Source organism: Pseudoalteromonas peptidolytica (genome assembly GCF_012641745.1).
GTDB lineage: Bacteria > Pseudomonadota > Gammaproteobacteria > Enterobacterales > Alteromonadaceae > Pseudoalteromonas > Pseudoalteromonas peptidolytica.
Map to the genome: position 1 here is coordinate 11,969 of NZ_WEHZ01000027.1, position 21,267 is coordinate 33,235.

17 protein-coding genes are annotated in these 21,267 nt (G+C 41.4%); 9 read left to right on the forward strand and 8 right to left on the reverse strand.

Annotated elements, in window-relative coordinates:
- Positions 1-29: 29 nt before the first annotated feature.
- Positions 30-2,510, reverse strand: coding sequence for a CRISPR-associated helicase Cas3' (cas3, locus tag F9Y84_RS16170; protein ID WP_147390920.1), 2,481 nt, complete (start codon positions 2,508-2,510; stop codon positions 30-32).
- 176 nt (positions 2,511-2,686) lie between these two features.
- Here cas3 and F9Y84_RS16175 point away from each other — a divergent pair, with 176 nt between their 5' ends.
- The 3 genes from F9Y84_RS16175 to F9Y84_RS16185 are packed head-to-tail and all read left to right on the forward strand — an operon-like array spanning position 2,687 to position 4,666.
- Positions 2,687-3,547 carry an alpha/beta hydrolase gene (locus F9Y84_RS16175; RefSeq protein WP_147390919.1) on the forward strand — a complete coding sequence of 287 codons (861 nt, stop codon included), beginning with the start codon at positions 2,687-2,689 and terminating at the stop codon, positions 3,545-3,547.
- Positions 3,548-3,550: 3 nt separating this feature from the next.
- The gene (locus tag F9Y84_RS16180; RefSeq protein WP_147390918.1) at positions 3,551-4,153 is read left to right on the forward strand and encodes a TetR/AcrR family transcriptional regulator; all 603 of its coding nucleotides are present in this window, start codon (positions 3,551-3,553) and stop codon (positions 4,151-4,153) included.
- A gap of 18 nt (positions 4,154-4,171) precedes the next feature.
- Entirely contained in the window at positions 4,172-4,666 is a 495-nt protein-coding gene (locus tag F9Y84_RS16185) for a GNAT family N-acetyltransferase (protein WP_147390917.1), read from the forward strand.
- A 243-nt stretch (positions 4,667-4,909) separates the two neighbouring features.
- Here F9Y84_RS16185 and F9Y84_RS16190 read toward each other — a convergent pair whose 3' ends face one another.
- The gene (locus F9Y84_RS16190; protein ID WP_147390916.1) at positions 4,910-6,262 is read right to left on the reverse strand and encodes a hypothetical protein; all 1,353 of its coding nucleotides are present in this window, start codon (positions 6,260-6,262) and stop codon (positions 4,910-4,912) included.
- A gap of 145 nt (positions 6,263-6,407) precedes the next feature.
- Here F9Y84_RS16190 and F9Y84_RS16195 point away from each other — a divergent pair, with 145 nt between their 5' ends.
- Positions 6,408-7,013, forward strand: a complete 606-nt coding sequence (locus tag F9Y84_RS16195; RefSeq protein WP_147390915.1) for a LysE family translocator — start codon at positions 6,408-6,410, stop codon at positions 7,011-7,013.
- 33 nt (positions 7,014-7,046) lie between these two features.
- Here F9Y84_RS16195 and F9Y84_RS16200 read toward each other — a convergent pair whose 3' ends face one another.
- The 3 genes from F9Y84_RS16200 to F9Y84_RS16210 all read right to left on the reverse strand — a co-directional run bounded on the left by F9Y84_RS16200 (position 7,047) and on the right by F9Y84_RS16210 (position 9,071).
- Complete coding sequence (locus F9Y84_RS16200) at positions 7,047-7,205, reverse strand: YqaE/Pmp3 family membrane protein (protein WP_010369885.1); 159 nt, start codon at positions 7,203-7,205, stop codon at positions 7,047-7,049.
- 326 nt (positions 7,206-7,531) lie between these two features.
- The gene (locus F9Y84_RS16205; protein ID WP_125251814.1) at positions 7,532-7,780 is read right to left on the reverse strand and encodes a hypothetical protein; all 249 of its coding nucleotides are present in this window, start codon (positions 7,778-7,780) and stop codon (positions 7,532-7,534) included.
- A 388-nt stretch (positions 7,781-8,168) separates the two neighbouring features.
- Positions 8,169-9,071, reverse strand: coding sequence for a LysR substrate-binding domain-containing protein (locus F9Y84_RS16210; protein WP_125251815.1), 903 nt, complete (start codon positions 9,069-9,071; stop codon positions 8,169-8,171).
- A gap of 1,097 nt (positions 9,072-10,168) precedes the next feature.
- Between F9Y84_RS16210 and F9Y84_RS16215 the strand changes: the two genes are divergently transcribed.
- Complete coding sequence (locus tag F9Y84_RS16215; RefSeq protein ID WP_147391397.1) at positions 10,169-12,760, forward strand: M1 family metallopeptidase; 2,592 nt, start codon at positions 10,169-10,171, stop codon at positions 12,758-12,760.
- A gap of 375 nt (positions 12,761-13,135) precedes the next feature.
- Positions 13,136-13,864, forward strand: a complete 729-nt coding sequence (locus tag F9Y84_RS16220) for an alpha/beta hydrolase (protein WP_147391054.1) — start codon at positions 13,136-13,138, stop codon at positions 13,862-13,864.
- 57 nt (positions 13,865-13,921) lie between these two features.
- Here F9Y84_RS16220 and F9Y84_RS16225 read toward each other — a convergent pair whose 3' ends face one another.
- A complete protein-coding gene (locus tag F9Y84_RS16225; protein WP_147391053.1) occupies positions 13,922-16,687 on the reverse strand; it encodes a methyl-accepting chemotaxis protein in 2,766 nt (921 codons plus the stop codon).
- A 202-nt stretch (positions 16,688-16,889) separates the two neighbouring features.
- Between F9Y84_RS16225 and F9Y84_RS16230 the strand changes: the two genes are divergently transcribed.
- The 3 genes from F9Y84_RS16230 to F9Y84_RS16240 all read left to right on the forward strand — a co-directional run bounded on the left by F9Y84_RS16230 (position 16,890) and on the right by F9Y84_RS16240 (position 19,699).
- Entirely contained in the window at positions 16,890-18,002 is a 1,113-nt protein-coding gene (locus tag F9Y84_RS16230; RefSeq protein ID WP_147391052.1) for a sensor histidine kinase, read from the forward strand.
- Positions 17,995-18,621, forward strand: a complete 627-nt coding sequence (locus tag F9Y84_RS16235; RefSeq protein WP_147391051.1) for a response regulator — start codon at positions 17,995-17,997, stop codon at positions 18,619-18,621. The genes F9Y84_RS16230 and F9Y84_RS16235 overlap by 8 nt, the downstream gene beginning before the upstream one ends.
- Before the next feature lie 172 nt (positions 18,622-18,793).
- Positions 18,794-19,699, forward strand: coding sequence for a histone deacetylase family protein (locus F9Y84_RS16240; RefSeq protein ID WP_147391050.1), 906 nt, complete (start codon positions 18,794-18,796; stop codon positions 19,697-19,699).
- A gap of 148 nt (positions 19,700-19,847) precedes the next feature.
- Here F9Y84_RS16240 and F9Y84_RS16245 read toward each other — a convergent pair whose 3' ends face one another.
- Together F9Y84_RS16245 and F9Y84_RS16250 are read right to left on the reverse strand one after the other, a co-directional pair.
- Positions 19,848-20,315, reverse strand: coding sequence for a hypothetical protein (locus F9Y84_RS16245; RefSeq protein WP_147391049.1), 468 nt, complete (start codon positions 20,313-20,315; stop codon positions 19,848-19,850).
- Positions 20,316-20,453: 138 nt separating this feature from the next.
- Positions 20,454-21,155: a substrate-binding periplasmic protein gene (locus F9Y84_RS16250; RefSeq protein ID WP_225740838.1), complete on the reverse strand. Its 702-nt coding sequence runs from the start codon at positions 21,153-21,155 to the stop codon at positions 20,454-20,456.
- Between the last annotated feature and the right edge of the window lie 112 nt (positions 21,156-21,267).

Consider the following 21,267-nt stretch of genomic DNA (forward strand, 5'->3'; position numbering starts at 1 on the left):
GCTCTCCTTGTTAAAAACACAATTATTTTTTAAAAAATTAAATCTTGCTGAGCATTTGCTACCTCTAGGCTCAAGCCAAAATCTTGACTGTAAAATGCTTCACTTAAATAAAACACAGCTTCGTCTTGCGCGATTGGGTATACAGCCTGTTGTTCATTGAGCTTTTGCCATACGTTAGGAAAAATGTTCACACTGTACTTTTGCGCGGCTTTTAATAAATTGTGAAAGGTCACAGCATCAAAAGCCTTATTGATAGCACATAGCTGTGTGATGATGGATTGCGCTTCATCATTAAATGGCACGATCACTGAGTGGATCGGCGCATCTATCGCTTTGAATTGTTTGGCGGCAGTCATAAATGACTGCTTTAAAGTAAACTGTGTTGGGTTGATATTATTTAGATTGCTACTTAACAAATTCAGTAAGCTTTGGCCGCCCTTGAGTGGATATGTCATCTCCTTAAGACGCTCGAAAAAGTAGTATTGGAAGTACCGCTCCATCGCCTCTGGTTTTAGTAAATCAGCTTCATCAAACTCCGTAAATATGCGGTTTGTGGCTGCAATTCCAGTCCTAATATCGTGTAACATGCCAATATTCTCGTCATTTGGATTAAGCACAAACACGTTACCTTTTTGCTGCTTACCATTACGGTTACAACGCCCCGCCGCCTGAGCAATCGAATCAAGGCCAGCCACAAAGCGGATCACACAGCCAAAATCGACATCAACACCCGCTTCAATAAGTTGTGTACTGATACAAAGTGTCATCACCCCCTCTGATAACCGCATTCTGATCTCATCTAAAATCGCTTTACGATGCGCTGGGCACATTCCCGTACTTAGATGGAATATTGCTATTTCATCACTAACTTGGTGTTGCAACGCTTGAAATAGAGTTTTAGCCCACGCTTTGGTGTTCACAATCACCAAACAGCTTTGCTCTGCCGCTAGCTGTTTTTGAATAAGTTCGGTGATTTCAGCTGCATTCCACCCTGTTTTTTTAGTGATGTCTTTTATACTTACTCTCTCCAATTGCTGATAAAGCTCGGCAATATTTGGAGTTAATTCATTTTCTCGTGGTAATTGCAGCTCACCTAAATGCTTTATCTGTTGTGGTAATTGATTAAGTAAAGGTTGAGTTGCTGTACACATCAGTGCTGTGGTGCGGCAAAAACGCGTCAAATAATTAAGGGTATTATTGAATAAGTGCACACAACGAATAGGAAGTGTTTGAATTTCATCAAACACCAGCACCGCATTACTAAGCTGGTGTAATCGCCTTGAGCCACGTGTACCACTTGCAAATACTGTTTCAAGAAATTGCACCATGGTGGTCAGTATGATGGGCTTATCCCAATTTTCACAGGCCAGCTTTGAGCGCCACGTTTGTTGCTCTGGTTCCAAATTAGAATGGTGCTCTAACACCCAATCGTCTGTATTTAGCCCCTTGAGTACATCACGAATAGCCGCGGCGTTTTGCTCGATAATTGAAGTAAATGGAATAATATAGATAATCCGATCAAGGTTGTGCCTGTTGGCATGGTGCAGTGCGAATCTCAGGCTCGCATAAGTTTTTCCACCACCGGTGGGTACCGTTAAGCTATAAATACCAATCTCTTCTTGAGCACGATTAACGCAGTTTTCTGATATTTCTGAGCGAATGTGGTCTATCGGGTTAACAGGTACATACTTAGCAATGAAGCTTTCTATTTTATCGCATGCCAGCCCCCAATCAGCGGGCTTAAAGCGTTCAGCTCGATTATCTGGTTGCTCAAAGTCCGTACTGTCGATCCGATCGGCATCAATTAAGCAGCTAAATAGCAATTTGGTAAACATGCCAAAATAATAATCCTGCTCAATTACAGAAAGCTCGTACTTTTGAAACATACTTTTAAGATTTTGACTGCACTTAAAAAGACCGTTATAGCTGGCAAGAGATTGTGCTTGCGTAAGTACTTCAGGATCAGCTTTTTCTACGCATTCACTCAGGTGCGTTAAGTCGTCGTGTTTTTTGATCCGATTAGCAAACACATGCTCATTTTTTGACAAGCAATCAATTAATCCACTGTGGTGAGATGCGATACAGATACTTAACGCTTGTACAATCGTAAGGCCGAAAGGCACTAGCGTTTTGTCTTGTTGCTGTAACTTGTCCAAATGCGCCAGCAATGCCTGATAGACCCACTGCGCACCCGCACTGGAGTGGTCAATTTTACCTTTTAGACTTTTACTCGCTGAACTTTCAGTACTTCCTTCATCATTATCTGGGTTATAGCCTGCTTGCTCTTGAATAATAAGGCGCATGTAATGCTGGAATGCGCTGCTGTATTTACCAAAATCATGCAGTAAACCGATTAACTGTCCTTGCTCAGTAAAGCCTATTTTAGTTGCTAGCACCGCGCTAATCTGGCTTACACCCTGCAAGTGCGCAAATACACTTTGATGATTACCATGCTGAATATCTGGATGCGCAATATGCGCTAATGACTTTGCCTGCTGAAAGTTACTCATTACCATCCCTGTCTTTTCATACCATCCATTAACATAATAAACATATCTATTTACTTTCCTGGAAACAAGTAAATTCATCCTAAGCAAGAAAACGAGTGGCGAAAAATTGCGCTTTACAAAAAAGTACAAGTGTACTATTTTAAAAAAGTACAAGTGTTCTTTTTTTGGAGATAAGGATGAAATTCAGCTACTTTAACGATAAAGATGGGTCTGTATTAACTCGTGCAAGCAGAGGGATAACAGGATTGATATGTACGCTTGCGCCACCAGTAACGGCAAGGCTTGGGCAAGTACTATTAATGAGTCCACATGGTAAGCGTGACTACCGGTTTAAAAATAAGAAGCCTAATGGCGAGATGAATATTTTGACTTCTCTTGGCCGTGTGCATGTGAACATCTTTGGACTTGGTTCAAAAACGGTTATTCTCAGCCATGGTTGGGCCGATAATAGTAGTTGTTTCGATACCTTAATACCTGAGCTAGTCGCAGCAGGCTATTGCGTGGTTGCCATAGATCATGCAGGTCATGGTCAATCTTGTGGTAAACGTGCACATTTGCTGGCGTTTATTGAAGCCCTTGACACCTTGATAGAGCAGCTTGAAGCACAACGCCATGAAATTGTAGCATTAGTTGGGCACTCCATGGGCGCGGTAGCATTAATGAACTTACCCGATTACCATTTACATAATCGTGTTATCATCAATATTGCAACACCTGTACAGTTTTTTGAGTTAATGTTCGAGCGTGTAACCCGTGCGGGAATTTCTGAAAAAATGCTAGCCCAAGTGTTAGACGCTATTACGGCTAAATATGGTACTCACTGGCACCGTATCCGAGATAAGTTTCATGATAGTGTGGCTCAGTTTCAACCTACTTTTATTCACGATACTCAGGATAAATTTGCGCCATTTGAGCATGTGCATGCGCTCATAGCGACAGCACCAGAGCGTTTAATTCAAACTTCAGGCCTTGGACATCGCCGCATTTTAGGCGATACTGGCGTTATCAAAAGTATTACTCAAAGAATAACCGCGTAACTGATGAATAAAGGCGAGAAAACACGGCTAAGCATATTAGAACAAGGGATGCGCTTTAGTAGCCAATATGGCTTGATTGAAGTAACTATCGGCGCTATGGCAAAACTTTGTGGCTTATCTCGCAGTGGACTTATCTCTCACTTTGACAGTAAAGAAGATATGCAGCTGGCGATTTTAGATTACTGCGAATCGCAGTTTATGCTTCACGTTGTAGCGCCAGCAAGAGATGACGATCCACTGACTCAGTTAACAAAACTGTTCTCTATTTGGGCTGATTGGACACGTGAGTTATTTAACGAGCCACATTTAACCTGTCCTTTTATAAAAGCCTTGGTTGAGTTTAACTGCCATACCAATAGCCCAATTCACAAAAAAGTTACCGAGCAGCATAATCGGCTTTTTGGTTACATAAAACACAAAGTAGAGCTCGGTATTCGTGCTGGTATTTTTAACCCTCAGTTGGATCCTCAGTGTGCAGCTTACGAGTTGTACAACTTGTATTTAGGACATGCCATCGCAAAAAACACTGTATTAACCGAACACGCAAGTGAGCTATTTAAACGCAATATTGAGCACTTACTCACCAGCTATACTAACAAAACTTAAAACAGGAGCCATTAGGGCATGATAGAACGTGTTTCTACACCAACCGATGAGATAGTTGAACAACTGACTGAGTTGTACATTGCAACCTTTTCAGCCCCTCCTCGTAATGAGGAAATTGATAGTGCTGAGATCCGTTTACTGATGATAAAAGAAATCACAGAAGGCGATGTACATGTGATTTTTGATACCTCAACACAAAAATTGATCGGTAGTTTGTCTATTGTACCAATAGCACACTTTAAAGATAGAGCACGGTTCAAATTACAAACTGGCTTATATATTTCTAATTTTATGGTAGACACCGAAACTCGTGGTAAAGGCATTGGTAAGCAGCTATTACACGCTGCATTAAGTGAAGCTCAGCAAGAGATCCATACACGCTGTCGCGTGGACGCATTAGCTGTAAATCACCTGTTTAGCACCCACGGTTTTGAATTGGTCGCAAATTACACCACAACAATGAATGGCTCTGTCGCTGAACGCAACATTTATACTTATAACGCAAAGCGCTAATATGTATTGTTATTAGAGCTTGGTACTCTAGCAAGCGCCAGTAGTTCAGCTTGCGCCAGGTTTACTCCTTCAAATTAGCAAGTATTAAGATTGGTATTAACTAGGCACATTATTACCGAATTCATCCTCTATTCTTTAACGCCAAAAAAAATGCCACCTTAGCGTTACTAAGGTGGCAAAACCACTATCTACAGTGTGTTATATCAACCCACATACATGGGTTAATAGAACTCGTCGAGGGAGTTATTCGTGGTCGTGAGACGCTTCTTCAGCAATACCTAACCAAACAAGCTTTTCAGGTACATAGTCAAGCTCAATAGTGTCTTGCAATGTTGCTGATGCTAAGTCATATTTTTTAATTTGCTGAGCAATTGGGTCACTCACGTAGACCGCTTGCTCTGCTTGAGAAAATGTCATTTGAAACTTGTGGCCTGTCGGCATGGCGGTAAGATCAGCATCACTCACTTGAGTCACACCGCTTATTTCCCAGTGCTGTTCATTGTCATGCTCATGGGCTGTGAAAACGCTCAATTTACCCGCGGTGTCCATTGCTACCAAGTGCTCTCCACCAAAACTAAAGCCATAGCTAGCAATACGATATTGTTCACTCGCTTGCCACTCCAACTTCTCAATATGACCAGTTGCTGGCGCTAGCAGAACAAGATCATTACCGGCAGCAGCGATAAACTGGTTTACTTCATGATGCCCTTTTATGGCGAAGATCCGCTGCCCCTGTGCAAAAAAGTCGGGGTTTGTTACTTTAGTAGCGTTAAAGCTTGAGCCTTGCTGACTGATAAGTGCAACACCGTCAGCACACGCAAACGCAACAACATCTTCGTTTTGTGCACTGCCATGTAAAGCAGGGCAGTTCAAGTCAAACACTTGCGCTTGATGAAAGTGGTCGCCATGGGCATGATACAAACCGATTTGCGAAGGCAGTGACGTTTCACTCTCTGGTGCTCTTATAGTGCTGACCAAATACTCGCCTCTAGCTTGCGCAGCGCCGTGCATATAGGTGTTATAATGCAGGGTTGCGGCCTCACTTTGCTCGCCACTAATGTGATGCTCACTAAACATAGTAACGCCTGCATTTTGTGCAGTTTCTTCGTCACCATCGGAGAATACCGCAATACCTGACTCGCCAACGGTTACATGAGTAGGCTTTACCGAACTTAACTGAAAATCAACCAAAGCAGGCGTATGTTGATAGGCATGATAATGATCACCGTGTGCTTCTTGATATAAGCCACCATCAACAAATTCAACTCTACCCTCATCGCGCTGTACTAAAATTGCAAAGCGATGATTTTCTGATGGGTAAATATACTGTGGGTAGCTAGTCGCACCGATTGCATCAATTAATGACTTATCTGCTGCTGAATACAAATTGACAACGTTACTCTCAGCGCTAGTAACTAGGATACGGCCCAGTGTATCTGTAATACTAGTGTGGTGATCGGTATCGTGATCATCATTGTGGCTGCTATCATCATGAGTTGATGACTCAGCTTTTACAATTGTGTGTTCAGTACCGCCGCAAGCAGAAAGAACAAGTGCAGAAATGGCAACAGCCAAAAGTTTACCTTTTAGTACCATGAAAGAGTCCTACTCATACATATGTGATGTTATAACTTTAATAAATGCTACATTATAACAAAACAAAAAACAACTCGAGGTTTAATTTGCTTTCTACTGCGTTGTGATATAAAAAAGTAAAGTGACAAGTATTAAGGAAAGAAACTTGGATTATCTGATTGCAGTCACCTTATTTGCTATTGCTTCTTCAGTAACCCCCGGACCCAACAACATCATGGTGATGTCGTCAGGCATGAACTTTGGGTTAAAAAACAGTATCCCATTACTTAGTGGTATATGTGCAGGCTTTGCCATCATGCTACTGCTAGTCGGTCTTGGGTTTGCAACACTGTTTGCCCGCTATCCCATACTGCATTATTTACTCAAGTGCATAGGCGTTGTTTATCTGCTTTTCCTCGCATATCAAATTGCCAAGTCATCAAGTATCAAACTCGCCGAAACCCACACAATGCCATTTTCATTTCTAAAAGGTGCATTATTTCAGTGGGTGAACGCTAAAGCGTGGATAGTTGCAGTTGGGGCGGTTTCAACTTATACAACGACGGGTACAGAGTTTACATATCAGCATGTCATGATTAGTGTCGTCTTTCTTTTGGTGTCATTTCCCTGCGTGGGAGTTTGGCTGGTGTTCGGTTCAACACTCCAACATGTTTTGAAGAGTGCTAAAGCACGTCGGTGGTTTAATTTTATAATGGCAATGCTCTTGGTACTTTCAGTTGTCCCCATCATCATTGAGATCTTTGCAGGTTAAACGGCAGACCTGCAAAGATGACCGTGACGCTTGTTACCTTCTAGCAATGACCCATACAGCATGCACAATCCCCGGAATGTATCCAAGTAACGTAAGCAAGATGTTCAACCAAAAAGCACCACCAAGGCCTACTTGTAAGAAAACCCCCAGAGGTGGTAGTAAAATTGCGATAATAATTCTCAATAAATCCATATTTTTCTCCTAGACGTGATGAATACGATGTAGCAGCAACAATGATGCCAGCAATAAACTTACTTCCTTATCTAGCCAGAGAGAACGGGGGTAACACCGGCGCTAATCAGGCGTTCGCATCTAATCGGTTGTCTCGTAATATTATGCGTTGCTGGACTAACAACTAGCTCTGGCCATAGTTAGTTAGAGAATTATTTACAGTATAGAAGATAAAAAATGCAGAGGGATGTAAATTATACCCAACAATTATAAGTGAGTTGACCATGTAGAAGTAATTGACATGCACATTCAAAAATCGTTAAACCAAAACAGGAGAAGTGTAAATATTAGGTTGAACTGCCTCTCTTTTTATTAACAACTTGTTTTGCCGATGAGCGCTCCAATTGTAGCTTCTCACCAAAGAAGTGATCGTATGCTAAAAGCGCAATAAAATAGAAAAAACCGAACACACTAATATCTATTAGCAACTTACCAACATCCAAGGGTTCACCTATCATGAGATAATCGAAATCCCATACATAAAAGACCACTTTGGTTAAGATCAGTGCTGGAAATAGCGAAATAATAAATTTCAAATTAATGTCCTTTTAATTTGTCCGTTAAGCAACCTATTGGCAGTGTACCTCCTTTTTATAGCGATTGCACGCAATATACAAACAACACAAAAAAGACACAGAATAAAAACCAAAAATTAACACAGCCAGATAATGGCAATACTTATACCAATTAGACTTTATGCTTGCTCAATTTGAAGGCGTAAATCTGACGCTAACAGCGTTAAAAATTTCTTATTTAGAACAACTAAATAGCAAAGTTTTTGCCTTGCCTACATCGATGTAGGTACCTTAGCGGTAGCTGGGTGCCTCCCAAAGTAAGCAAGGCGAATTTATGCGAAAAACGTGAAAACTAGCCATAAGAAAGACATAATATGACTTTGTTAGTGCGCATACCGATTAGCGCTATTTAAGGAAGACTGTCGATTAGCCAGTCTATAAATACTTGAATACGTTTGCGTTTAGGTGAATGAGGGTCATAAAGTACATAACGCTGCCAGACTACAGGATGCGGAATATCAAAAAGCTGTACAATAAGCCCTGCTTGTTGAAAGTCTAAAAATAATTCCTTAGAAACCAATGCAACGCCTTGCCCTTTTAATGCTGCACTCAGCGCTAAATCATTGGATGAAACACGTGTATGCGGCCCTTTTGCACAAGCACTCGTGGCACATAAACCTTGCGCCTCAAACCACTCCTTCCAGCTCACTTTATTGTCATCGTGATGGATTAAATCGCATCTTGCTAAATCCGCGGGCGTTTTAAGATCGAGTTTTGCTTTATAATTTGCTGAGCAAACTGGGTAACTTTTATCTCCCCCCAAGTAAATCTGTTCAAGTCCTGTAGGGCAAGCTAAATCGGCCTTAGTTGAGAACCGGATCGCTACATCAATATGATTAAGCCTGATGTCTTCTAAGCGGTTAGAGCCAAGTACACGAATTTGAATATCATCATAAGCGTCATAGAAGGAGCATAAATTGGGCATTAACCATAATGAACAAAATGACTGTGTTGAAGTAATAGTTAAACTCCCTGCCATTTCTTGCATTTGGATCTGATTTAAGCCATCAATTAGACGGTTAAATGCACCTTGAGTTGACGTCAACAGTACCTCAGCGGCTTCAGTTAGGTGCATGTTACGACCTTTTCTAACAAATAATTTAACTTCCAGGGCTGTTTCTAGTTGGCGCATTTGTTGGCTCACCGCAGCTTGTGTAATATTCAATTCTGATGCGGCTTGTGTATAACTTTGCAACCTAGCTGCACTTTCAAAGCAACGTAACGCGTTTAGGTATCTGAGCCTCTTATCCATAAGTTCAACTTATATTAATTGTAATTAAACATCGTTGGTATCCTGCCATATTTTGAACCAATATACAGTTATTGATTACGTAAAATTAGTAAAGGAAAGACGATGCACTACAGCAAACCCAAGCCTAAATGGACGCTCGTGAACTGGTTAAATTTCATTGGCTCATACTTAAAACTTGAACACGTGATAAAGCATAAATAGCCAAGCGCTCGATAATTATTACTTTTCGAGCCACCTACATTTTGCACGTAAATTTGCTTATTTAGCCGTGGTATACCTTGAGCACATTAGATACTAAAACGCGCAATACATTTGTATTTTTGCTATTTAAACTATCCTGTAGTTAACTTTCAAGGTGAAACACAAAAGCTGTTGAAGAACACTTTTTGTTACATAAAATTTAACGATAAATTGCCTACCTACAGACAGAGAAATTGTTATGGTAAAGGGGACGCAGGTAACCCCTGCTCACCACGATTGCTTGGTATCGATAAACCATTCAACGTGCTGAAAAGTTGGACTCTGTTTATCTTTCAAGTTTGTTTTTGCAGCAGTTTGGGTTCACTTGAGTGCACTTAGTTCATTGTTGCTCAACATTTGCCTAGATCACTAAACGGCAAACCGAGCGCTGCGACTAAAACTCACTCAGGAGAAAAAAGTAAAACGGTAAAGATCAACAAGCCCTTATAATAATAATATTTTTTGCTCAATTTAACCTGAGGTTTGGATAAGGAGTGGGCTAACTCATTGTTTTCAAAACCACATTAAATTATCCCTTCTCTAGTTAGACAGTTTTGGGGGAAACACCGCTACCGCGTCTTGCTCTCGCTAAGGTAACTACATCCTGTAGGCAAGGCGAATTTACGTACCAATAGCTGGCTATTAGAGGTGAATTTAACGCAGTTAGCGCTAAAACTGGCTGCAAGGAAGGCATTAATGATCCGAAACTCAGGTTTATTTAACTTATCGCTATGATGTAAGAAAGCCATGCTGACATAGAAGCAGCATTGCGACTCACCTGTTTTATTCAGGGTTTTCTGGTCAAATTGATAATTAGCCAAGCAAAAATAACACTATCACAATAGGCAAGGAATTTTATGCTAAATACACATCAATCAGTCGGTACTGTCTTGTTAATGATAAGTACTGTATCTCTCGCACAGGATAACGCAGCACTCCATCGCTTGGCACCAGTAGCAAAGCCACTATCGCAAACTGTGGCTTTTAATTTAGATCCCAAAAAAGATGTATTTTCGGGCAGTACAGTCATTACACTGGAGGTTTTAAACGAGACGTCATTCATTGAAGTTAACGGCCTTGATTACAACATTGAAACCGCAAAATTAAACGGTAAACAATTTTGCAATCTTGAAAGTCAAATGCTTAAAACTGGTAAAGTTAAGCTCAGCTGTGAGCATAGCTTCCCCAAAGGTCGTTACACCCTGACGATGGATTATACTGCACCTTATAATCGGAAAAGTGTTGGTTTATATAAAACGATTGATAATGGAGTTCCCTATCTATTCAGCCAATTTCAAATGAGCGACGCACGCCGTGCATTTCCTGTATTTGATGAACCTGAATATAAGATCCCCTTTAAAATAACCATCACAGCGCCTGAAGATCAAAAAGTCTTTACCAATACACCATTGCTAAAAACAACAAAATCAAAAGGGCTGGTTACTCATTACTTTGATAAAACACTTCCACTACCATCTTATTCACTAGCGATCGCGGTTGGACCATTTGAAGTGCTAAAAGTACCGGGAATGTCTGTTCCTGGAAACCTAATTACACCGCAAAACAAGTCAAGTCTTGCCGCATATAGCATTGAAAATACGCCAAAAATATTAACAGCACTGGAAAAGTATTTTGACATTCCCTATGTCTATAAAAAATTGGATCAAGTCGCCGTACCTGAGTTTCCTTTTGGAGCAATGGAAAACGCAGGCCTAGTAACATACCGAGAAGATATTTTACTTATCGACCCAGCTCGTTCAACTCAACGTGTTCGTATTGATCACCTCAATATTATTACTCACGAGTTAGCACATCAATGGTATGGAAATTTAGTAACAATGAAGTGGTGGAACGATTTATGGCTCAACGAAGCATTTGCGACATGGATTGCATCCAAAATCACCCACCAGCTCCATCCTGAACTGGAATCTAACTTGGCATTGCTGCAACACTACGCGATGGACTTTGATGCTCAAGCCACGACCTCTCCTATTCAAAAGCCAATCAATACCGAAGCAGACATTATGGATGGCTTGTGGCTAGCTTACAGTAAAGGCAGTGCCATTTTGTATATGGTCGAACAATGGTTAGGAGAGGACGTTTTTAAGCAAGGCATGCGAAACTATGTCCGTCAGTATGCACATAAAAATGCCGAGGCAAAAGATCTCTGGAGCGCATTGAGTAAAGTCTCGAATAAAGAGGTTGCCGCTGTGTTAAACTCTTTTGTTTCTCAAGCTTCTTTTCCACTTCTAACCGTGGAACAAAAGGGCGCAACACTGACAATATCACAACAACGTTTTGCGATTCACGGGCAAACAGTACCATCTCAAACTTGGCACATTCCAATCATTCTACGTTATGGGAAAGGGGAACAATCGGCCACCACATCGCTGCTACTCGACGCACAATCTAAGCAAGTCACGCTGGCATTTGAACCTGAGTGGATATTACCTAATGCCAATGTCACAGGTTACTACCGCTGGCAGCTTTCATCAGAAAACCTCATTGGCTTAACGCAGCACGCCACCAGCAAGCTCAATACACGTGAAAAACTGGATGTGCTTGATAATGTCGAGGCGCTATTAGATGCCGGAAAGATTGATACTGCCACCCTCATGACAACATTAGGCCACTATACTAATGATGACCACCCTGAGGTCGCTAAAACCGCATTGACGAGTTTACTCAGTCAATATCATTTGTATAAAGAGAATATTGACCAAAAGCGCTGGGCGGCATTTTTTGCCACCTATATTGAGCCTGCATTTAAGCATTATGGGCTAACAGCGACTAAAGAGGAGCAACCAGCTAGCTCTGAGATCCGCGCTCAGCTAATAGAAATACTGGCTTTTGAGACTAAGCATAGTGAGATTATTACCCACGCCAAAAAGCAAGCGCTACTTTATCTCAGCAACGCAGATAAGGTTGACCCATACCTAGTAGAAAGCTTTTTAAAAATAGCAGCTTATTATGGCAGTGCTGAGCTATTAAAGGCATATCAGCAGCAGTTTGAGTCAACGACTAATCCAAGCAAACGTACGCACTTGCTGTCAGCAATGGGTTATTTTGGTGAGCCAGCTTTGCAACAAGAAATGCTTAAGTATGCGCTCACTAAGCAGGTCACGGCCTCTGATTTAGGGTATATCTTAGCGGGTAACAAACAAGGTAAAGCGCGAAAAGCGCGTTATCAAAAATGGTTTTATAACAACTTTACAAGCCTTAAAACAAAACTCCCGCCATTTGCGGTTCCAAGGTTACCTTTCTATTTATTTTCGCGTTGTGATACATCACACCTCAATCAAGCTAAGCAGTTTTTCGAACCGATGCGTTCCGATATTGATGGGCTAGAAAAGAGTTTGCAACAGCTTGAGTTAGCTACAAAAACATGCGTCAATAAAAAGCAAAGAGAATTAAGTTCAATAACGGCATTTTTAAACCAATTAAGTTGAGCTTGTGGTAGTTATACCCAACAGTGTTGACACAAAGTCGATTTAAAACTTCGACAAAGGATAATAGCTAAGGGCAACCAATAATTATCCTAAAACAAAATTATATTTATACCAATTATCTTAATTAAGTGGTCTATTTTGAGGCGAGAAAATCTTGTCGGTAACACCGCTTCCGCGTCCTGCTCACGCCAAGGTATCTATATCCTGTAGGCAAGGCAAAAATTTCGCTATTTAGTTGTTCTAAATAAGAAATTTTTAACGCGGTTAGCGTCAGGTTTACTCTTTCAAATTGAGCAAGTATTAAGTCTAATTGATATTAATCACCAACCAAAGGCGGCGTAGCAATTAGACGCCGCCATTTTTAGGACTGCATACATGTTCAGAGCGTTAGTAATTTACTTATTTTTTCTACCTTTTTGTTCACTTGCACAAACAGTAACAGATCCCTCTCGTGATAGAGAGATCCCCATTGAAACCTACTTTCCTGATAACGCGGTTAACTGCTCACCCACTGCTCGCTGCGCCGTTGCAATGTTAAGTGCAGGGTATGGAGTGTCGCATAAAGACTACCAATTTTTGACGAAAACGCTCAATCGAGCCGGTTATTTAGTCGTCGCGGTTGGACACGAATTACCAAGCGATCCACCGCTGTCTGTAGAAGGTAACTTATACGAAACACGTGCTGAAAATTGGCAAAGAGGTGCAGACACCTTATCTTTTATTCGCGCCCATTTTAAAACTCAGCTACCAGCGTATAACTTCGATAAAGTATTGCTTATTGGACATTCCAATGGTGGAGATATATCCGCATGGCTTATCAATCATGGTGCTACATTTGCTGATCATATTATTACATTGGATCACCGCCGCGTACCGCTACCAAGGGATCCAAAAATCAAGGTGCTTTCCATCCGAGCAAGTGATTTCCCAGCAGATCCGGGCGTATTGCCAAATAACGAAGAACTTAAAAAGTATCATAGCTGCGTAGTGACCATAGCAAAAGCAAAGCATAACGATATGTCAGATGAAGGACCTCATTGGTTGAAGCACAGTGTTGCGCAAATGGTGACCGCCCACCTTAACGGGTCACCCTGCCAGAATTAAACAGTGCTTATAGTAAAGACTTTATCAAAAACACACTGTCTTATTGGTAAGGTCTTGTTAGCCCACACATTTTATTAATTCGGTTTTGGATTTCCCAATATCAAATTGCTCAACCATATCGCGAAGCTCATTCGCTTTACTCAGTAAAGAAAGTCCTGAGGCGTTGGTCATCTCAACCAATGTATTATTTTGCTGTGTAATGCCATCAATTTGCTTAATTGCAAGGTTGATTTGCTCAATGCCAGAAGATTGTGTATCGCAAGCTTCTGCTATTGTTTGCACTTGTGAGGCTAAACCATAGACATTTTCAACTATGGTTTTCAAGGTTTTTCCTGACTCTGAAGCCAATTTCGAGCCTTGCTTCACCTTGCTGGTGCTATCGCTCAAAAGCTTTGAGATGTCTTTTGAGGCACTTGCGCTGCGTAATGCTAAATTCCTCACTTCAGCAGCTACTACTGCAAACCCTTTGCCTTTTTCTCCAGCTCTTGCAGCTTCAACAGACGCATTAAGCGCCAACAAATTGGTTTGAAAAGCAATTGAATCAATAACCTCTATCACCGTAAGGATTTCGCTCGCACTTTTCGTTATTTCTGCCATTGACCCAATCGTCGCTTCGACCACTTCTCCACCTTGTTTGGCTTGTTGATTAACCGAGATTGCAAGTTGGTTCGCTGATTGTGCATTACTAGCATTAGAGTGTACGGTTTCGGTGATTTCTCCCACAGATACACGTGTTTCTTCAATAGAAGCAGCCTGTGAAGATGAGCGCTCACTTAGCTCTTCGATACCTGTGGTGATCTGCTGAACTGAAACAGTGATCGACTCAGCCATCGCAATCAGTTTTTGGATCATATCTGCCAAATTCGCAACACTGGTATTCACAGACTGTTTCAGCAAGGCAAAATCTCCACTGTAACTTTGCTCGACTTGTCGTGTTAAATTTCCCTGCGACAGGCCGTCCATCACATTCATACACTCAGTTAGTGGTGCTTCAATGGAGTCTAAGGTCTTATTCATCGCCAAAATTATGCTGGCATAAGCGCCCTGATGTGTATCAGCCTTTGCTCGATGATGTAAATCCCCCTCGCTGGCAGCTTCTGCAAGCTTCTCTGCATCTGTCAGCATTTTCTCAATCGCATCAATACTACGCACCAAGCTTTGATAAATACGCTCAAATTCGCCCTTGTAGCCAGCTTTATTTAGCTCTGGAAGTTGGCCATTTGCTATACTTTCTAGGTAGTCACTCGTCAATGCTACGGGCTTTGATACCGCATCTAATGTTTCATTAACACCACGGATAATTTTTCTAAATTCACCTTGATGCTTGGTTTCATCAACACGTGTAGATAAGGCTCCTTTGCCTGCTGCTGCAACCAAGCTATACGTATCTTCAATCAGTAGCGATAGGGATGCCGTTGCATGTTCTAATGCGGTATGGATCTGGGCAAACTCGCCTTTAAATTGCGTATTAACTTGCTCAGGGATCTCTCCTTTAGAAAGTGCGATGAGGTGCTGTTTTGTTTGTTTTATAGGTTGCTCTACTGCATCAAGCAGTTTATTTAAACCATTGGCAATCAGCTTCATTGAACCGACATAGCCTTCCAAATTCACACGTTCAGACAGCTTGCCAGCAGATGCTGATTGAATAAGTTGTTCAACTTGTTTTTCAGCGCGTCTTACTTGACTCAAATCTGCAAATTCAAACACGGTTCCAAGCAACACACCATTTTGATCAGTGACTGGGTTGGCCGTCGCTGCAATAATGACGGTGTCAACACACCATTCCCACTCCAGCTGCTTCAGCAGCGACCCGGCGGCTTGTGCAAGGGCATCCGAGCTATGGAGTAATGCACTGGGAATCGCGCTGTGTACTACTCGCGGTGGTAACTCTAGTTGTGCTTGATAGCGCTGGAACAAAGCCTCACATTGACGGTTTACATAAATAACCTGATTGTGGTCATCACATAGCATCACAGGAGCCGCTACATTGTCGAGCGCATAACGGATCCTTTGATTTTCTCGAGCTTGTAATTCAAGTTTTTTAGTCGCGTCAAGTAGGTTAGTTTGCATTTGCCGCAGGTTGAGTAGTAAGTCACCAATTTCATCGTCACTGTGAACTTCAACCTCATTGTCGAGTCGCCCCTGTGCAATAGCTTTAGCAACAACAGAAGCATGATGAATTGGTCGCGTAATTAAACGCTGCATATACCATGTCAACAGCGCTAAAGTCAGCAACGCGCTTATAATAGAGCCGATCGTGCTTAACAGAATAACCTGATGCTTCGTCGCTACAGTCACGGCTGTACGTTCTTCAACAAGGGTGTTGATCTGTTTGTTTATTTCAAGCAAGTAAGCACTTGCTTTTCTGTCAATTCCTTGAACAAGGCGATCTGCTAGTTGAGTATCAAACCCTGATTGTTTAAATACAGCAAAAGATTCACGATACTTTTGTCCTAATATGAGATGCTCTTCTTGGTAGCTTTTAAGCTTATCTTGAAGAGACTGTGGCAATGTGTAGCGCGATAAAATTGTGTCCACCTGTGACTGAACGTTACGCTCTTTCGCTTCAAATCTTGTCCAATATTTCTCTAATAAGGCAGGATCACTACCTCGAATTAGTACATTTTTCCATTCTTGTACTTGAGTTTTAAAGTCATCCAGCACTAAATTAATCTGCTCTCTGGCCGTCAACTCATTGTCGATAAGTTCATCATATTGCTCGGAAACCTGTTTCATCGTAAAAACGGTAATCATGGCCCCGACTAACATCACCGCTAACCCAACCGTGACTGCTATGATCAGTTTTGCTTTGACACTTTTCATCGCACGTATCCCTAATTATGAAAAGATTATTACATAAAGATAGAGCAGGATTAGGGATGTCACAAATATTGCAATTTTATTCATAAGGTAAAAGTTGTGACATTCGTCATCATCACAGCGTCATATTTATTTGATAGGATAATTTATTGAGTGATAAAGGAATAACGATACCCAATAACAGCTGTTGGGTAGGAGTAACTAGATGCCTGGCTTTTTTCGCTACCCAACTTCTTGGCTAATAACAACGCTTGTCACGTGGCTAGCGGTTGCTATACCGAGCTTAACGTATGTAAAGCAAAGTGTTCAGTGGCTGCCTTGGTTTCAGCATATCGCAATACTGCTATTGGTATTATTATGTATCAACGAATCTGAAAAGCACTATGGATATAAGGCAAGATATGCAATGCTCGTTGTACTTGCAATACTGATCCAGTCTATCAGTATCACTTCGCCTGCTGCCATCCATCTTATTTATAATGTAAAACTTGTCGGTATACTGGCATTCTATGTGCCGCTTAGCTTTGCTCTTGGCTACATTATATTTACATCGTGCTTTTACGTCGGTTCGCAGTACTTCTTCTGGCACAATGGATTTGAATACTTAAATGCCGTGTTGTTTGCATGCTTTCAACTTTTTGCCTTTGTTGTATGCAAGCGAATGCAAAAAGAGCAAGAGGCTAAAGAAGCGCTACAACTGGCGCATAGTCAGCTTTCTGCAACCCAGTCTCTACTCAGCCAAAGTATTGCTAAACAAGAAAGGTTACAACTTGCGCGTGAGTTACATGACGATGTTGGACACCAAATTACCAGCCTCATTGTCAACTTAGACGTTGCACGTCGAACCGCTGCGCAGCCGTTGAATGAATTGCTTGATAGTTGTTACCAGCAAGCCAGAGAAACACTTACGTGTATTCGTGATCTGGTAAGTGATAAACGTAGCAATGAGCATATAGATTTATACGATGCCCTTATCAAACTAACTGAATCTATACCAAGATTAAACATCGAACTTGATTACGAACATCATCCATTACTTGAAAAGCTGAGTTATGCAAACTGTGTTTTAAAGTGCTGCCAAGAAGCGATAACCAATACGTTAAAACATGCAAAAGCTGACAAAATGCAGGTGGGCGTATATAACCACAATGGGTTAATCATAAAGATAAGTGATAATGGCATCACACTTAACAGCATACGTTTTGGTAATGGATTAGTCGGTATGCAAGAGCGGATTGAAGAGCTTGGTGGCAGCCTGACGGTTGCAACCAAACAAGGTGTCACATTAACTATCCAATTTGGGGTGAATAATGACTAAAATTTCGGTGTACCTGGTCGACGACCAAGCGCTTGTACGACAGGGAATGCGAGCGTTGCTGTCACTAAGTGGTGATATCGTGTGTGCAGGTCACTGTGGCAGTGGCGACGAATTTTTACAGCTAGTACGACAGCATAAGATCAGTACCGATATTGTTCTTTTGGATATGCGCATGCCTACTTTAGATGGTGTTGATGTACTGAGCGCATTAGATAATTTCAACGTGAATTTTAAAGTGATTATTCTCACCACGTTTAATGACACTACCAAGCTGAAACAAGCTATGGCGCTTGGCGCCAAAGGCTGTTTACTCAAAGATATAGAATTAGAAGAGTTAATCGCCGCTGTCCGACAAGTTCATCAAGGTGAGATTATTGTTCAAGAAGAGTTGGCTGAGACAATGGAAAAGCCAGATCTCACGTTAGACAAACTGACCACCCGCGAGCGAGATATATTACAACTAATTGCCAAAGGCTATTCTAATAAAGAAATAGCCAACACCTTATATAAAGCGGAAGGTACTATCCGAAACTCCGTATCTTGTTTGCTATCAAAGTTGCAAGTTCGAGACCGGACACAAGCAACATTAAAAGCAAAAGAATTGGGGTTTGGAGAGTAGAATTACTACCTAGAACGAGGTAGCTTTGCCTTCATTTGCTTACTCAGACGGCCAACCCCGAGACCTGGCTGTATGTCAGTTCATGTCATTTATGTCTTTCCATGCTTCAAAATAGCGCTGTTCGCTAATACAATGGTTAACATACCTCTTTGTAACTTTTCCCGAGCTTTTTTTGAACAACCCAAACTTACCGCTGGTTTACCACCCCAATTACTCATTTAACTTTGATCCGCAACATCGCTTTGTGATGAGTAAGTTTGCACGTCTATATCAAGAGCTCAAGACACTAGGGCTAATACAAAATAATGTCTATGAGCCAGAGCTTGGCTCGCCATCGCCTCTTGAGTTGGTGCATTGTGAACAGTACCTTTGGGACTTGTGGCATAATCGACTTGACCCAAAGGCAATGCGAAGAATTGGCTTACCGTGGTCAGATGCACTGATGGCACGTACCTTTACTGCGCCACTTGGCACACTGAAAACAGCAGAGTTAGCATTGCAATACGGTACAGCTTGCCATCTTGCAGGAGGCACACATCACGCACATTTCGATTTTGGTTCTGGCTTTTGTATGGTAAATGACCTTGCTTTTGCCGCAACAGAGCTTATCAACACACAAAAGATCACCAATGCGCTCATTTTTGATTTAGATGTTCACCAAGGCGATGGCACAGCAGCTATGCTGAAGCACAACCCGTACGTATTCACCTGCTCAATTCACTGTGAAAAGAATTTTCCATTTCGTAAACACCAAAGTGACTTAGATATAGGGTTGGATATTGGTTTAACAGATAGCCGCTACCTCGATATCGTAGCGAACACGCTAGAGTCTTTGCTGCTGGACCTTAACCCTGATATTGTTTTTTATGATGCTGGGGTCGATGTTTGGCAAGGAGATAGCCTTGGAAAACTCGATATATCTTGGCTTGGCATTGCAAAGCGAGATGCGCTGGTTTTAGGGTTGTGCCATAAACATGGTATTCCCGTAGCCACCGTGATTGGCGGTGGCTACGACAAAAATCATCAGCGTCTTGCAAAGCGTCACGCAATAGTAGTTCAACAAGCTGCAAAAATTTAAAAAATAATTGATCTTTTTTCTGTCACCCTTCGTTTACTATCATGAAGGGTTTGAACAGCCCTCGGGCTATTAGGATAACCCCCCTTCACGATGGCACTGAATACGCGCACCAACGGTGCGCGTTTCTCTTTTTTCGTGTTACTCCCTGTCACTCAAATAAACGAAGTTTCTTCCTGAACAAATATATCGCACAGCTTGATGACAATAGTGTTAGCGTTACGACTGCAATAACAGAACTAAAAGTGTCATCAAGGTAAACCCCTTCACCAATATTTCCAAACCTATACACAGTAGCGGCAGCTAATAAACAAGATAGAAAGTGTATACCTATTATTGTGTAAAACATTTGATGAGCGATACGTACTTTGTCATTTATTAAATTCAGCGCAGCAAATACAATAGGCCAGATAATGGTCATAACGAACATCGGTATTTCCATTCTAAATACTTGTAAAATAGAAGCTTGTGGCTGCATACATTGAAGCCTCGTACAAATGATCAGGTTCGAGTCATCAATCAGAAAATAATAAAAAGACCGGCCAAGCATTATCAATCCAACTAAGACAACCAAGGCTTTGGCATTTTCAGGCTTTGAGATGGTTTTAACAATATTCATAACTATTCAGCACCCCCAACTTGACTCGTTTAAGCTGCACCTCATTTCATCATCTATTAAACGGAGGCAAGGTTTTTAAACTTCAATAAAAAATACAGCACATAACTCATACGTTGGCTGCAAATAACAAGGTAATGACTATGGGCCAACAAATTTATTATTATGCTCAGCCAATGCCCTTCGAACTTTTTTAATTATCAGCGGGTCGGTTTGTTTATTAAAAGCCATACAGCCGCGTTGTTGATTCGCTTTTGTTACTTCTACTAACAGTTCAACATCTTCGTATTCCATGTCAGCGGCAGCAAGCGCCTCCCCCATCAAGTACTCCGTTGACATAACAAGATCGATACGTCCTCTAAAGAATGGCTTGTAAAAACTAGTAGACTCCGCAGAAACTATCAAATGTTTACCAGTTATAAAGCCATTTTTAAGCAAAAATTCATGATAAAGGCTGCCCTTGACCACTGCCGAAGTATAATTTTTCGCGTCTTCAAGTTGAGTAACCTTAATATCCTTTCTTGATTTCAGTTTAAAAAAGTACATTGGTACGGGACGGATCAAGGGACACGCCCATTCGTAGTCTTCCTCACGCTGCGTCGTGCGGTAGATGGTATAAATCAAGGTGTTCGGCCTACTCTTTGCCGTCTCCATTGCGCGGATCCACGGAAAGCTTTTTATTTCATAGTTAACCCCTTCCATCGACAGCACTTCACGTACTTTGTCGGTCGCTCTACCAACAATGACTCCCTCATCATTGGTATAGTTGTAGGGACGCCACTCCTCAGTCACCACAAGCAAAGTGTTGGCATAACTTACACCACTTAATAGTAATATCAGCAATAAAGGCCACATTACAAAAAAAGGACAACGCCAAGCGGCTTTCTCTGTTAAGCTTTTGCAATTCCTATTTAACTCATGCAACATATTGCAAAATATAATTTTTAGATTATTA